The sequence below is a fragment of the Candidatus Woesearchaeota archaeon genome (assembly GCA_027858315.1).
Classification (GTDB): Archaea; Nanobdellota; Nanobdellia; order Woesearchaeales; family UBA583; genus UBA583.
The window spans coordinates 31,033-44,318 of the sequence record JAQICV010000077.1; the positions used below are offsets into that span (position 1 = coordinate 31,033).

General features: G+C 25.9%; 15 protein-coding genes, 1 tRNA gene and 1 pseudogene. 10 read left to right on the forward strand and 7 right to left on the reverse strand.

Annotated features, from left to right (window positions below):
• Positions 1 to 2 precede the first annotated feature (2 nt).
• Positions 3 to 1,139 carry a hypothetical protein gene (locus PF569_07425; GenBank protein ID MDA3856065.1) on the reverse strand — a complete coding sequence of 379 codons (1,137 nt, stop codon included), beginning with the start codon at positions 1,137 to 1,139 and terminating at the stop codon, positions 3 to 5.
• Between the two features lie 207 nt (positions 1,140 to 1,346).
• Positions 1,347 to 1,709: a His-Xaa-Ser system protein HxsD gene (gene hxsD / locus PF569_07430; GenBank protein MDA3856066.1), complete on the reverse strand. Its 363-nt coding sequence runs from the start codon at positions 1,707 to 1,709 to the stop codon at positions 1,347 to 1,349.
• Positions 1,710 to 1,760: 51 nt separating this feature from the next.
• Between hxsD and PF569_07435 the strand changes: the two genes are divergently transcribed.
• From PF569_07435 to PF569_07445, 3 genes are all read left to right on the forward strand, one after another.
• On the forward strand, positions 1,761 to 3,194 hold the full coding sequence (locus PF569_07435; GenBank protein MDA3856067.1) for an SPASM domain-containing protein: 1,434 nt from the start codon (positions 1,761 to 1,763) through the stop codon (positions 3,192 to 3,194).
• Between the two features lie 70 nt (positions 3,195 to 3,264).
• On the forward strand, positions 3,265 to 3,846 hold the full coding sequence (locus PF569_07440; GenBank protein ID MDA3856068.1) for a hypothetical protein: 582 nt from the start codon (positions 3,265 to 3,267) through the stop codon (positions 3,844 to 3,846).
• A gap of 229 nt (positions 3,847 to 4,075) precedes the next feature.
• A complete protein-coding gene (locus PF569_07445) occupies positions 4,076 to 4,378 on the forward strand; it encodes a hypothetical protein (GenBank protein MDA3856069.1) in 303 nt (100 codons plus the stop codon).
• A 120-nt stretch (positions 4,379 to 4,498) separates the two neighbouring features.
• Here the strand turns inward: PF569_07445 and PF569_07450 are convergent, their stop codons facing one another.
• A complete protein-coding gene (locus tag PF569_07450) occupies positions 4,499 to 4,732 on the reverse strand; it encodes a hypothetical protein (GenBank protein MDA3856070.1) in 234 nt (77 codons plus the stop codon).
• A gap of 3 nt (positions 4,733 to 4,735) precedes the next feature.
• Positions 4,736 to 6,469, reverse strand: coding sequence for a glutamate--tRNA ligase (locus tag PF569_07455; GenBank protein ID MDA3856071.1), 1,734 nt, complete (start codon positions 6,467 to 6,469; stop codon positions 4,736 to 4,738).
• Positions 6,470 to 6,612: 143 nt separating this feature from the next.
• Here PF569_07455 and PF569_07460 point away from each other — a divergent pair, with 143 nt between their 5' ends.
• The gene (locus PF569_07460) at positions 6,613 to 7,023 is read left to right on the forward strand and encodes a translation initiation factor IF-2 subunit beta (GenBank protein MDA3856072.1); all 411 of its coding nucleotides are present in this window, start codon (positions 6,613 to 6,615) and stop codon (positions 7,021 to 7,023) included.
• Positions 7,024 to 7,035: 12 nt separating this feature from the next.
• Entirely contained in the window at positions 7,036 to 7,335 is a 300-nt protein-coding gene (locus PF569_07465) for a DUF357 domain-containing protein (protein ID MDA3856073.1), read from the forward strand.
• Between the two features lie 96 nt (positions 7,336 to 7,431).
• On the opposite strand, the gene PF569_07470 is transcribed toward PF569_07465, so the two are convergent.
• On the reverse strand, positions 7,432 to 8,853 hold the full coding sequence (locus PF569_07470; GenBank protein MDA3856074.1) for a hypothetical protein: 1,422 nt from the start codon (positions 8,851 to 8,853) through the stop codon (positions 7,432 to 7,434).
• A 175-nt stretch (positions 8,854 to 9,028) separates the two neighbouring features.
• Here PF569_07470 and grpE point away from each other — a divergent pair, with 175 nt between their 5' ends.
• Both grpE and PF569_07480 read left to right on the forward strand, forming a co-directional pair.
• The gene (gene grpE, locus PF569_07475; protein ID MDA3856075.1) at positions 9,029 to 9,508 is read left to right on the forward strand and encodes a nucleotide exchange factor GrpE; all 480 of its coding nucleotides are present in this window, start codon (positions 9,029 to 9,031) and stop codon (positions 9,506 to 9,508) included.
• Positions 9,509 to 9,610: 102 nt separating this feature from the next.
• A complete protein-coding gene (locus PF569_07480; protein ID MDA3856076.1) occupies positions 9,611 to 10,108 on the forward strand; it encodes a hypothetical protein in 498 nt (165 codons plus the stop codon).
• Between the two features lie 6 nt (positions 10,109 to 10,114).
• Here the strand turns inward: PF569_07480 and PF569_07485 are convergent, their stop codons facing one another.
• Entirely contained in the window at positions 10,115 to 10,789 is a 675-nt protein-coding gene (locus tag PF569_07485; GenBank protein ID MDA3856077.1) for a hypothetical protein, read from the reverse strand.
• Positions 10,790 to 10,884: 95 nt separating this feature from the next.
• Between PF569_07485 and PF569_07490 the strand changes: the two genes are divergently transcribed.
• The 3 genes from PF569_07490 to PF569_07500 all read left to right on the forward strand — a co-directional run bounded on the left by PF569_07490 (position 10,885) and on the right by PF569_07500 (position 12,546).
• Positions 10,885 to 11,361, forward strand: a complete 477-nt coding sequence (locus PF569_07490) for a multiprotein-bridging factor 1 family protein (protein ID MDA3856078.1) — start codon at positions 10,885 to 10,887, stop codon at positions 11,359 to 11,361.
• 3 nt (positions 11,362 to 11,364) lie between these two features.
• Positions 11,365 to 12,429 (forward strand): mechanosensitive ion channel family protein, encoded by a 1,065-nt coding sequence (locus PF569_07495; protein MDA3856079.1) that lies wholly within the window; start codon positions 11,365 to 11,367, stop codon positions 12,427 to 12,429.
• A 45-nt stretch (positions 12,430 to 12,474) separates the two neighbouring features.
• A tRNA-Gly gene (locus PF569_07500) sits at positions 12,475 to 12,546 on the forward strand.
• A 169-nt stretch (positions 12,547 to 12,715) separates the two neighbouring features.
• On the opposite strand, the pseudogene PF569_07505 reads toward PF569_07500, so the two are convergent.
• A pseudogene (locus tag PF569_07505) lies at positions 12,716 to 13,258 on the reverse strand (dihydrofolate reductase family protein).
• Positions 13,259 to 13,286 lie beyond the last annotated feature (28 nt).

Consider the following 13,286-nt stretch of genomic DNA (forward strand, 5'->3'; position numbering starts at 1 on the left):
AATTAATTTTCTTCTCTAAAAGAACCCATCCCTTTAGTAATAAAAATGCCTGAAAATGCTATTGCGCTAAGGGTGTATATGGTTTCCCCAAATAATATGAAAATTCCCATGATTCCAATCGCAAACATAATTTTGGCAGTATGTAAATACCACTCCCTTAGAATAATATATTCCATGTAATCTCCCTTTGATGCATTATTATAAAATATTGACATGAAAAGCATATTAACATGGCTTCTTACAAGTTTTCCTAAACCTTCAATTATGTATAGTGCAAATAACCCGAAGAAAATAACTAGACTCTTAAAGAACCAACTTACAGATTCAAATCTCATTATATTTGGCAATTCTTTATCTATACCTTTTTTATCAAAATAAGATTTAGTGTAATATAAAATAATCATACTAAAAAATGAAATTGTAGTAAGTAAAATTCCCACATTAAAGAAGCTTTTACTAAGTAAAATGAACACTAGTATTGGCCAAATTCTTAGTATTAAAATTGCATCTAATCCTTCATAGATAAATGCCTTTTTAGATATTTTATTTTTTTTATTTTTAATTAATTTGTAATAATCTTTGTAAGAGAAATCATAATTTTTTATTCGAATATCCTTAGATTTTAAAAGAGGCACAAGACCAAGTAAAACAATTGAAAATGTTAAAATTAAAAGGTACCAAAAACTAGTAAATTCTAGAATATAACCTGATATAATCGGGGCAGAAGTTCCTACAAGTGTTGTAATAATTTGTAGTGTTCCCATTTGTGAACTCCTATGTTTATTTGAGCCATTAACTGCGATTTCGCTGTGAAAAGTTGGCCAAAAAAATGACATATATAAACCAAAACTAATCCAACTTAAATGATAATATAGTGTCGAGAGTGATAAGAAATTAAGGAATATTACATGGACTAAATAAATTGGGGTTGTGAATAATAAAGTATATTTGAAACCTAATTTATTAATAGTTTTAACAGAAATTGGAATCATGATTAAATAAATAATCGAAGTTCCAATACTATAGAGTATAACTTCAACTAAAGAGTATCCTATGCTGTATAAATAAACTGGTACAAAAATTCCAATTAAGCTTTTTGCAAAGGTTAAAAGCGCTTGATAAATGTATAAAGGACTCATTTTATCATGCATTGCCTTATGCAATTCAAAGTGATGATTATGATGTAGATTCATTTTAATATAATTCTAAATAATTTATATTTTATATAAAAGTTAAGTATTACTTAAAAATAATAATTCTTGGAAATTCTTAATCATTGTTTAGATTCATTTCATCCCAACTACATAACTCTAAGATATTTGAAAGAATAAAATAAAAATTTACTCTTATTTTTTTTCTAGTTCTTTAGTTAAATCTTCAATAGTCTCATCATCAAGAGTTTGCCCTAATAAAGCTTTTTCAAGAATTATCTCCCTAATCTTTGAAGTCCTTTTTAATTGATCTAAATAACTTTGAGATTCAATTAACTCATCAAAAAATTCATAAACTGCAGTTTCTAGTTCTGCTTTAGTTCCTTCTTTTTCTTTAAATTTCATATTAACAATGAAATAATCTTCTTCTTGATCTAAAAAGAAAAAAAAATCACTTAATTTTACATAAGATGCTTGTATTAGAACTTCTTTTGGATATATTTCTTTATTTATCCTAATAATTGCAGCCCAAACATTTATTTCGAAATGTGTCTTCATAAAAATATATCTTTGATAAGATTTATAAAACTATTTTTTTCTTATAATAATATGGCTATAAATTTCCTAAAACAAGATGGTTTAGATTATATTAGTAATTTTTATAGATATAAATTATATGATACTATGTCAGGACTTTATTTGGTAACTCTTGATGATGGAAATTTTTTATTTATTAATAAAAGTACACTACAACAATTAAAAAAAGGTAAAATTGTAGACCCTAAAATCTTTGAAATTTTACTTCAAAAAGGTGTAATTATTACTGAGAAAAATTTTAATCAGATTGTTGAAAAAACTAAAAAAAGATATGAATTCCTTAATTCAGGAACTTCACTTCATATTGTTATTCCCACACATAGATGTAATCTTGCTTGCGTATATTGTTTTGCATCTTCTTGTTCTATGACTGAGAAAATACAAGAAACAGATATGAGTGATGATACTGCATTAAAAATTGTTGAATTTATTATGAAATCACCATCAAACTCAATAACTATCGAATTTCAAGGAGGAGAACCTTTAGTTAGATTTGATATAATCAAAATTATGGTAAAACATGCCAATGAGTTAAATAAAACTTATAAAAAAGATTTACATTTTGCACTTGTCTCAAATCTAACTTTAATGAGTGATGATATTGCTGATTGGTTAATTGAAAATGATGTTACAATTTGTACTTCATTTGATGGGCCTAAAGAAGTTCATGATAAAAATAGATTTTTTTTATCAAAAAGTGGATCGGAAATTGGAACATATGAAAAAGTTGTTTACTGGGTAAAACGAATTAATGAGAAATATAAAACTCTGAATAGTAAATTACAAGTAAATGCTCTTATGACTATAACTAAAAATTCCTTACCATTTTACAAAGAAATTATTGATGAATATGTAAAATTAGGACTTTATTCTGTAGACATTAGAGGACTTACACATGTTGGAAGAGTTGAAGAAAATGAAGATTCAATTACATATTCTCAAGAAAATTTCATTGAGTTTTATGAAAAATCCTTAAAGCATTTAGAATCTTTAAGAGAAAAAGGTACTTTTGTTTTTGAGAGAATGCAAGAACTTTACGCAAAGAAAGTGCTTTTAAATGTCCCTGGATATCATACTGATTACGAATCTCCTTGTGGAGCTGCAACAGGCCAAATGACATATTTTAATAATGGTGAAATTTATACATGTAATGAAGCTTTAGGTAGAGATGAATTTAACTTAGGGAATGTTTATGATGATAATTGGCAAAAAATTTTTAAAAAAAAAGAGACTTCAAAAGCAATACTTAATTCTATGATTGAGCAAAATGTTATTTGTGATAGATGTGTGTATAAACCATACTGCTCAACTTGTATGGTCGAAAATTTTTATAAAGATAAAAAATTTAACTTTTATCCAACAAAAACTGCAAATCATCATACTACAATTTATCAGTCTAAACAAATATTCGATAAAATTCTTGAAGAATTAAAAAAACAATTCTAATGTTCATCACTTTTTAATGAATAAAGTAGATATATTTATAAATCCTAAATTTTACTAATATATATAGAAAATGAACGACGATAAAAGATTAAAAGAAGCATTTAGAAAAATCAAACAAGATATGTTTGTTCTATCCAAACAAATTGATGAAATTAAGGGAAGCAAAGTTTCTACGAAAACTGAGATAAAAACAGATTTTGATAAAAAAAAGTTTGAAAACTTTGTAAATAATGTTGAAAAAGAATTAGGAGACTTAAATCTTTATTTGAAAGAATTTGATGATAGAATTAAACATATCTCAAAAAAAATTGAAATTTCAGATAAAGAGAGAGAAGATATAAAAAATAAATCTTTACTTAATCAAAGTTCATCACAATCAAATAAAAGCGATATTGAATTATTTGATGAAAGGTTTGGTGAATTTTCAGAAATTTTAAATGAGAAAGTAACACTTGAAATAAGTTCATTAAGATTAGAATTTACTGAAGAAGTTGCAAATTTATATGATAAATTTTTCAATGAGATTCTAGATTTAAAACATGAGATAACTAAAAAACAAAAAAAAGAAGAAAAATCTTCTAAAAAAGCTGAAAAAGAAACAGAAATTAAAAAAGAAACTATTAAAGAAATTCCTGCACCAGTTGAAAAATAAACAACTTTATTTAATAAAAAAAAGACAACTAAAAAAGATGAACCTTTTAAAAAAATTGAGGAGGATGAACTTTATCCTGCTCATATTGAAAAAGAGAGTAAAATGAAAAAAATTGCTAAATGGCTTTTTGTTGATGAAGAAGAAGATGAAATAGAACATATTAAATCAGAAATCAAAAAGTCTGAAAAATAAACATCTATTTTTAAAATACCTTTCACAATATACTAATATGGTAAAACAAATCGAGAATATATTTAGCTTAGTTGCTCAAATAAAAGTATACTTTGGAAATGTGGGTATATATTTGAGTATTGCAAATTTTTTAATGCTTCTTGCAACATTTAAACTTGCATATGGAATTAATATCAGTGCATTTCTTTTAGTTCCAACCGGATTTATTTTAATTATTTTTTTGGGTTGGCTTGATTATAATCTTATTTTAAAATACCAATCTCAACATTCAAATAAAAAAAATGATTTGAAACATCAATTAAATAGGATTGAAGAAAAACTAGATAAAATTTTAAAATAAAATTACTTCTTATCAAGATGGTCTCCTTTCAACCTTTTTTCTGAGCTTTTTACTTATTGATGGCTCTCGAGTTCCGTTAACTCTTCGCCTTAAAAAGCTAAAAAAGATTGAGCAAAAAAATTACTTTTTATCCAGATGGTCTTCTTTGAATTTAAGACCTTTGTCTATAAAACTTAAAAAAATTTGAGCATCTTCTTTTTTCATTGCAAATAGGTTTGCAAATTCTTCAATATCAAATTTATTTATTTTTAATTTTGTTAGATACTTAGCGATTTCTTCTGCTTTTTCTTTTTCAAATAAATTGTATTTCTTAACGACTTCTTCAAATAATTTTTTATGTTCATCTAAATCCATTTTCTATCTGTGTGTAAAATAAAAAATATTTTTTCCTTGTTTATTTTTATGATCAAATTTAACAAAACCAAATCTTTCAAATTGAATATTTTCATTAGGTTTTAAATTATCTAAATTCTCAGTAACTCCTTTAATTAATTGATTGTCTTGCATTACAAGTTCAATATGTTGATGTTCATTATGATTTCTTGGAACAAATTGAATATTTCTTTTTGCATTTAGATTTTTATCATAATCTTTACTTAAATATTCTACAACTAATTTATCTTTAGTTTTTTCGATAATTTTAAAATTTGCAAAATGCATAAGTCTAATTATATCACCTTCTTCTAAATTATTAAAATCTATTCCATCAATAAAATAATCATTTTTTACAGTTATTTTTCGATATCCTCTTTCTTTGAATTCTTGATGTTTTGGAAGTACAATTTCTTTATCAGGAAATTCATTAATGTTTTTAATATGAACTTCTTTAGGATTTAAAACAAATGAGTACCTGTCCGCTTCTTTTTCTAAAATTTGTTTATTAAAAAAGTTAATTTGTTTAAAATAATCTTTCTCAGACATTTTCAAATCTCTTTTAGTTATCCCTCCTGCAATAATCATATCTCTAAATGCTTTTGCTCTAAATCCTCTTTTTCTAAAAGATACTAATGTTGGAACTCTAGGGTCATCCCAACCAGAGTATATACCTGTATCAATTTTTTCTTTAATTGGAGTTTTCCCCAGTTCTAAATCTTCAAATTTAATTCTTCCAAAATGAAAATAGTTTGATTTTTTAAGACCTAGTGCATCTTTTACCATGTCTTGTCTTACTCCTCCAATTTCAGCATCTTTTCCTCTAATTACATAGTTAATATTCATAAGAGAATCGTCAATTGAGACGCATAAATTATACATTGGCCATAGTTTGTATTTTGTTCCAACTCTTGCATGAGAATTCGAATTTAATCTTGCAATTGGAAAATCTCTAAGTGCAGGATTTTTATTTTTTAAGTCTGCTTTAAATCTAATTACTGCATCACCATCTTTATATTTTCCATTGAAAAATTTCTCATATTTTTTTTGTTGAACTTCAAGAGGTTTATCTCTGTGTGGACATGGTTCTGCAGAATCATTATATGCTTTGAATACATCTGCTTCACATTCACAAACATAGGCATTTTTAGTTTCAATTAATTGTCTTAAAAATTTATAGTATGTTTCTAGTCTATCGGATTGATAGTAAATTTCATCAATACTGTCATCAGTTATCCATTTTGAGTCTTCAATAATTTTCTCATAATTATTTATGTCAATTTTTTCAGGATTAGTATCTTCAAATCTTAAAATAAATTTTCCACCATATTTTTTCTTGTATTCGTAATTAAAAACTAAATTATACAAATGACCTATATGTAAATACCCTGAAGGAGCCGGAGCAAATCTTCCAATAAATAAACCTTTATGGTCTGGCAAATCAGGTAAACCTTCTTTCTTTTCTACTTTTTCTTTTTTTTCAAGTGCTTTAGGATTTAAACTTAATAGTTTTCTTTTTTGGTCTTTATCATCCATTTCATTTACTTGTTTAACAATATTTTCAATTTCAGAAGTATAGTGTTGCATATCTTCTTTAATTTCTGGAAATTTAGGAATAACTTTCCCAAGCATTGCTTTAGGATTTGCTTTTCCGCCAAAATTAACTGCATTTTCTAATGCTTGTAGAAATACGAAATCTTCAAATTCTTTTTCATTCATCATATTTTACTTTGTCTTAGAGAATTTATAAAGATTTAGTAATTATGGCCTGGCCTTAACTTTATAAAGTAAAATTCATTATATATTATATATGAGGTCACAAATTGTAAAAATTTGCTTGACACTTTTTTAATGAATAAAAAATGGATGATAAAAAATACGAAGAACTTTTAGATAAAGCCTATTCTGAATTACCTGAAGTTCTATATAAAAAAGGAAGATTTGAATTGCCAACAGTTAAAGGTAAATTAATCAGATCAAGAACTGTGATTACTAATTTTAAAGATATTGCTCAAAAATTCTCAAGAGAAGATGACCATTTGACCAAATATTTCTTAAGAGAAGCTGGAGTTAGAGGAGAATTAGATGCTAGAGGAAATTTGACACTACATTCAAGATTTCAACCTGCAGGATTAAATAATATTGTTTCAAGATATTTTGATAATTTTGTAGAATGCCCACATTGTAGAAGCCCAGATACAGCTCTTGAGAAAGAAGGTTCAATGCTTGTATGTAAAGCTTGTGGACATCAAGAGAAAAAATCTAAATTATAATCTTTTCTAAAAATGAGCGAAGTACAAAATCTAATTACGAAGGAAAAACTTGAGAAGTATTTTGATATTACAGGTAGAGCTCTTAAAAAATTAAAACTAGCCTGCCCTGATAAGACTCATTTAGATAAAATTGCTAAAGATTATCTTAATATGGCTCAAACCTATTTTAACGATGCAAAACACTTTGAAGAACAAAGTGATTGGATTAATGCATTTGCTGCTCTGAATTATGCTCACGGATGGTTAGATGCAGGTGCTAGACTTGGAGTATTTGATGTCGAACACGATTCAGTTCTTTTTACTGTTGATTGAGTGAGATATCAAATTTAGATGCTTTGTGTTAGCAAAGTTCCGAACGAATTTTATGAGTGACTGAATTGAACATGATTCAGTATTATTTACTGTTGATTAATCTTTTAATTTATCAGTATTAAAGTGTAATTTTTGAACTAATTCACGATTAATAAAAATCCCTTCTAAGATTTCCCTTCTTTTTTCATAATTCACATCAATTAAAGTTTTTCCATTAAGATATAGTATATCAAATGCCTTTACTACTACATTGATATGTGATACTACTGAGATTTCTTTTGTCAAAATTCTTCTTGATAGAATTTGAAATTCTAAAAACTCTTCTTTGTCAAAGTCATACCCAACACATTCAGTATCTAATACGAAACTTAGGTCTGAAAAATTATCTTTTATGAATTCAACAACTTCAGGAAATTGTTTAGTTATATTATCTAAGTTTCTTGAAAATAATTCTATTTCCCCTTTTTTGTTGTGTATCTGAACTCTTAATCCATCATATTTATAGTCTAAAAATGCAGGAGTCCCAGTAAGTTCTAAACTTTCTTTAATTGTATTCTTTCTTGTTCCAAGCATACTTTTAATTGGATTTCCTAAAATAATCTCAAAATTTAAAATATTTAAAATGTCGTCATCAAGTTCTCTTAGTAATTTTCTAAATGAGTTTAATAGATTGTATTTTTTTTCAAAATATTGTGTGAATGCGTTATACACTTCTCTTGGATTTGAAGATTTTAGTATTTGTTTTTCCTTATTTCTCCTTAGAGCAAATTCTATCGGTTTTATTTCATATTCAATGTCATAATCAAGTAAGCTTGTTTCTTTTTTTGGCGTTTCAAGTTCAACGATTTGGTATTTTCTTTGCGCTAATTCATCTTGTTCTTTTAAGTCTAGTTTAGTTTTACATTTTAAACAATTTGATAAATTTAAATTCACATATAGGCATTTAGGACATATCAAATGAATCCCAAGAATATTTGGAAAATATGCATTAACTGCAGCTTCTCTTAGAACTCCTTCTGATACCCCAATCCTTAAATCATCAATTAATAGTCTTGAAAGATATTTGTATTCAACATCAGAATTAGCGTATAAGTATAAATTACTCAAAATCTCTTTTTTCTTTTTATTGCTGTTTGTTCCACTAATTGATGCTATTTCATCTAAAGATTTGTTAATGAATTCAATTGTTAATTTTTTACTTAGTAAACTTTGTTGATATTTTTCTTTTAAAACTTCTACACTAACTGAACCTAAATCTCCAAGTTTGTTGAACTTTTTTTCAACGCCTCTCTCACTAGTTTTGGAAATAGAACTAATAACTGAAAATATTGTCTTTAATGAAATTCCTAGATTTTTCTTATTAATTTCTCTTTGATAATTTTTTGCTAAGATGTCAAATACGATTTTTGCATCTTTTTTATTTTCAAGCAAAAAATCTCTTAGAATTAAGACTTTCTCTAATCTTTTAGATCTTTTATCTAAATTTTCAAAAAGCTTTGCAATCTCTAAAAACTCCATACTTAATATATTTGAAAGATTATAACTTTATAAATATATAGCCAGTAATTTAATTAAAAATTACTTTGATACAATTTCAAATTAAAAATATTTGAAATAATTTTAGTTAATGTCTTTTGTTATCCTTTTTATTCTAAAAGAAACATTTATAAAACTTAAAATTAAATATTTTCTTATGGTATTTGACAAGATCAGAGAAGCGTTCTCTAAAACAGATGAAAAGTATGAAATATTATATTACAAATACTCTCAAATCAAGATGGAGAACATCAAATTAAAGGAGAAGCATACAAAGGAGATGCAACATCATAAAGAAAAAGTACATGAGATTATGGCAAAACATTTAATTAATCTTTATGAAGATGTTGAGACTGCAAAATCAGATAGTTTCAAAGTAAAGGCATCAGATAAAGAGACTCAAAGACTTTTAATTAGTTTAAATAAAGTAGAAAAAGATATGAAATCTGTAATGACTAATTTTTCAATTGAAACTTATGATGCTGAAGATAGGATGTTTGATCCAGAATTGCACGAAATAGCTTCTTATCAAGATGCTAAAGGAATGAAGAAAGGAATAATTATTAATACAGTAAAAAAAGGTTTCAAATATAGAAATAATATTATTAAAAAACCGAAAGTTCTTGTTACAAAATAAAAATCTTGAAAAAGATTTTTAGTTATTTTCTTGGAAAATAAAATAAAAATTTAATATTGCTTTTATCCTAAAGTATTTAAAGTTTTGAATTCTGAAATTTCTATGAAGCAAGTTATTTTAATAGGCCCTAGAGGAGTTGGTAAAACATCAATAGGTATTGAACTTGCAAAATTACTAGAAATTGAATTTATTAATATTGATACTTATATTCACCAAAATTTGATATTTCCTGCAAAGGATATCTATACAAAAGAAGAATTTGAGAAAAAACAAGAAATTGAATTTAATGTTTTAAAAGATTTTATATACTCCAAAAAAGAAGTAGTTATTTCTAATGGAGCAGGACTTCTTCAAAATCAAACTTCAAAAAGACTCATTGAAATTAAAGAAGTTTTAAAAGAGAAAAATGTTATACTATTGTTTCCTTATACTAATTTTATGTTGTCTAAAATAATCTTAGAGAAGAGAACAAAACAAAAACTAAAGATTATTGATATTGAAACTTCATTTCTACTTCATAAAAAATTTACAAAAAAAATATTCTTTACTAAAAATTTAAATATTAAAGAGATTGCTAAAGAACTATTAAAAATTATTTGAAGAAATTTAAAGATAATCTAAACTCTCAACAATATTTTGAATTTCTACTGTTGAACTCATCGTACCAATAATTAAACCAAAACTATTCCCTACTACTCCTGATGCAATGTAATAACTTCCTTGATTTATTGTTCCAACTCCACCAATTTCTTTTAGAATAGGTTTAACTTGATCTTCTTCATATTCTTGAGAGAAGAAGTATTTATTATTCATAAATCTACATGTAGCTCCAATTGATTTGAATATAGGATTTTCAATTCGAATGATTTTGTATTTAGTTTGTTTCTTGATTTCAGATTCAAACTCTTCTGAGTATTCAAAATTAATTAAAATTTTTCCATTACCTACACAAATATTGCTTCCATAAGTGTTTTGTAAGTCTTTAATTACAATTAATTTTACTTCATGAGTTTTACAGATTTCTTCTAATTCTTTTTGTTCATATTCATACATTGAAGGAACTATTAAAATTTCAGTATTTCCTGAAATAAATAGGCCAATTAATTCAGTTCCTAAAACTGATACAGTGTACACAGGCACATTAAAAGTTTTTTCTATTTCTTTCTTTTTTTCATCAGAAATCTCATGTCCAATTAAACAAAATTTGTCATTAACAAACATATAAATACCAATATTTGGGTTTCCACCAAAATCCATTAAATTAACATTTTTTTTAACCATTTTTTAATTTTATATATTAATAAGAATAAATATGAATTAATAAACTTGATTATTATAATCATAATCTTTATTAACAATTAAATATAATAATAATTATGGGTACATGTGAGCTTTGTGGGAAAATTGTAGACACGACTACAACTGTTAAAGTTGCTGGTTCTAATATGCAAGCTTGTGGCAAGTGTAAAGCGCTTGGTTCTGAGGTTAATAGGGAAAGTCCAGCATCTCTTTCCCATTCATTTAGGAAGAGAACAAAAGAAGGAAGTGTTGAAATGGAAGTTATTTCTAATTATGCTCCAGTTATTAATTCTGCACTTGCAAAGAAAGGTTTAAATATACATCAATTGGCTAGGATGTTAAATATTAAAGAGAGTACTTTGAATAAATATTTTACAGGAAAGATCAAACCTGATGTTACTGTAGCTAGAAGACTTGAAACTTTTTTTGAAATTACAATATTAGAATACAGAGAAGCTCAAGATTTAGGTGATGTAATGGTAAATGAGGAATTAGACAATAAACCTATGAGTCTAGGTGATATGATTAAGAAACAAATGGAGAATAAGAAATAAATAATGGCTTTTGATTTAATTACAATTATAAATTACCAGGTTGGTTTGAATGAAGTTTGGAGATATCTAGTTTTTTTAATAGCTCTATTAATGACATATCCTTTAGGAAAACTTATCATATATATTTTACAAAATTATTTAAAGAAATGGGCTACCAAAACTGCTTTTAAACTTGATGATATATTTTTCAACAGTATTAATCCTTCAATTACGATGTTTGTATTTGCAGGACTATTTTATTTTGGTTCTAGTGTTTTAAATCAAGGTCAATATGCACCAGTCTTCACAAAAGCATTCAATTTTTTCATTATAGTTCCTCTAGTTTATTTCTTAATTAAGTTTTCAACAGAGATGATTGGATTTTATTTGAAAAGCGATAAGAAAAGAATCAATGAAGCAGGAATTGATTTGCTTATGCAAATTGTAAGAATTACATTATTTTTAATTGGTATATTGTTAGTACTTGGAAATTTGGGATATAATGTTTCAGCAGGATTAGCAGGACTAGGTGTAGGAGGTTTGGCATTTGCTCTTGCAGCTCAAGATATTCTAAAAAACTTCTTTGCAGGAGTCTCTTTAGTATTTGATAAAACTTTCAATAAAGGAGAGAGAATTCAATTTCAAGGAGTTACTGGAAAGATTGAAGAGTTAAAATTAAGATCTACAAAGGTTCGAACTTATGATGGAACTTTAATGACTATTCCTAATGCAATGCTTGCTGATAATATGGTTGAGAATGTAACAAAAGTTCCAAAAGTTAAAGTTAAAATGACAATTGGAGTTGAGTATTCAACTTCTGCAACTAAATTAGAAGAAGCTAAAAAGATTATTCAAGAAGCAATTGACTCAAATGAATATGCAGATGCTGGAAATCATGATGTTTGGTTTGATAACTTTGGAGCATACTCATTAGATCTTCAAGTAATCTATTATGGAAAACTAACTATGGATGATTGGAGTAAAAGAGTACAATTCAAAGATGAAATTAATTTTGCAATTAAGAAAGGATTTGAAAAAGCAAAAATCAGTATGGCATTCCCAACTCAAACAATTGAGTTGAAAAAATAAAATAAAAATATTTATAAACTCCATATCATTATTTTATATATTCAAGCTCCTGTAGTACAATGGCTAGTATCCCGGCCTTCCAAGCCGGTGATCTGGGTTCGAATCCCAGCAGGTGCACTCAAATACGAGATTTGGTGAATAGGGAGTAGAAATTTGCGAAACCTTCCGAATCTTAATTTTAAATAATTCTGAACAAAATGTCAACTTTGAAAGTTTACTATTTTAGAAAATTGAATTTTTACTTAGAATAATAATAATACTATCAATAGAGATAGAATAAATATATTTAGATTTTTTTATTATATCTTAAAATGATGACTCCTTCTTTTAGTGTAGATTCTTCTAGGTGTAATTTTATTGTAAGATTATTTTCTAAAAATAATTTCCTACCACTTCCTAAAATAATTGGAATAATGCCTAGAATATATTCATCTATAATATTTGCTTTAATAAATGAATCCGTTAATCTTGCTCCACCATATAACCAAATATCTTTGCCTTCTCCTTTTTTTAATTCTAATATCTTATTACAAATATCTTTTGATATAAATTTAACATCTTTAAGTTTTGATTTCAATTGTTTAGATGTTGCAACATATACTTTTTTACCATTGAACATTCTAATTGATTCTTCAGGAATATCTTAATATGCTTTTCTCCCCATAACTACAATATCAATAGAATCGAAAAAAATTTCAAAATTAAATTGATTTTTTGTATCATGACTTTTATCTGAATCTCTAACTATCCAATCAAAGCTCCCATCTTCTCTTGAAATATAACCATCTAAACTAATAGCTAAATTTAAAATTATTTTTCTTTTTGTCATATATAAACAATAAAAATCACAATTAAAT

What these genes read in the sequence shown, in the direction of transcription:
- PF569_07425 (MDA3856065.1), bottom strand. Translation starts at nt 1,139, where the DNA reads ATGAGTCCTTTATACATTTATCAAGCGCTTTTAACCTTTGCAAAAAGC.
- hxsD (MDA3856066.1), bottom strand. Translation starts at nt 1,709, where the DNA reads ATGAAGACACATTTCGAAATAAATGTTTGGGCTGCAATTATTAGGATA.
- PF569_07435 (MDA3856067.1), top strand. Translation starts at nt 1,761, where the DNA reads ATGGCTATAAATTTCCTAAAACAAGATGGTTTAGATTATATTAGTAAT.
- PF569_07440 (MDA3856068.1), top strand. Translation starts at nt 3,265, where the DNA reads ATGAACGACGATAAAAGATTAAAAGAAGCATTTAGAAAAATCAAACAA.
- PF569_07445 (MDA3856069.1), top strand. Translation starts at nt 4,076, where the DNA reads ATGGTAAAACAAATCGAGAATATATTTAGCTTAGTTGCTCAAATAAAA.
- PF569_07450 (MDA3856070.1), bottom strand. Translation starts at nt 4,732, where the DNA reads ATGGATTTAGATGAACATAAAAAATTATTTGAAGAAGTCGTTAAGAAA.
- PF569_07455 (MDA3856071.1), bottom strand. Translation starts at nt 6,469, where the DNA reads ATGAATGAAAAAGAATTTGAAGATTTCGTATTTCTACAAGCATTAGAA.
- PF569_07460 (MDA3856072.1), top strand. Translation starts at nt 6,613, where the DNA reads ATGGATGATAAAAAATACGAAGAACTTTTAGATAAAGCCTATTCTGAA.
- PF569_07465 (MDA3856073.1), top strand. Translation starts at nt 7,036, where the DNA reads ATGAGCGAAGTACAAAATCTAATTACGAAGGAAAAACTTGAGAAGTAT.
- PF569_07470 (MDA3856074.1), bottom strand. Translation starts at nt 8,853, where the DNA reads ATGGAGTTTTTAGAGATTGCAAAGCTTTTTGAAAATTTAGATAAAAGA.
- grpE (MDA3856075.1), top strand. Translation starts at nt 9,029, where the DNA reads ATGGTATTTGACAAGATCAGAGAAGCGTTCTCTAAAACAGATGAAAAG.
- PF569_07480 (MDA3856076.1), top strand. Translation starts at nt 9,611, where the DNA reads ATGAAGCAAGTTATTTTAATAGGCCCTAGAGGAGTTGGTAAAACATCA.
- PF569_07485 (MDA3856077.1), bottom strand. Translation starts at nt 10,789, where the DNA reads ATGGTTAAAAAAAATGTTAATTTAATGGATTTTGGTGGAAACCCAAAT.
- PF569_07490 (MDA3856078.1), top strand. Translation starts at nt 10,885, where the DNA reads ATGGGTACATGTGAGCTTTGTGGGAAAATTGTAGACACGACTACAACT.
- PF569_07495 (MDA3856079.1), top strand. Translation starts at nt 11,365, where the DNA reads ATGGCTTTTGATTTAATTACAATTATAAATTACCAGGTTGGTTTGAAT.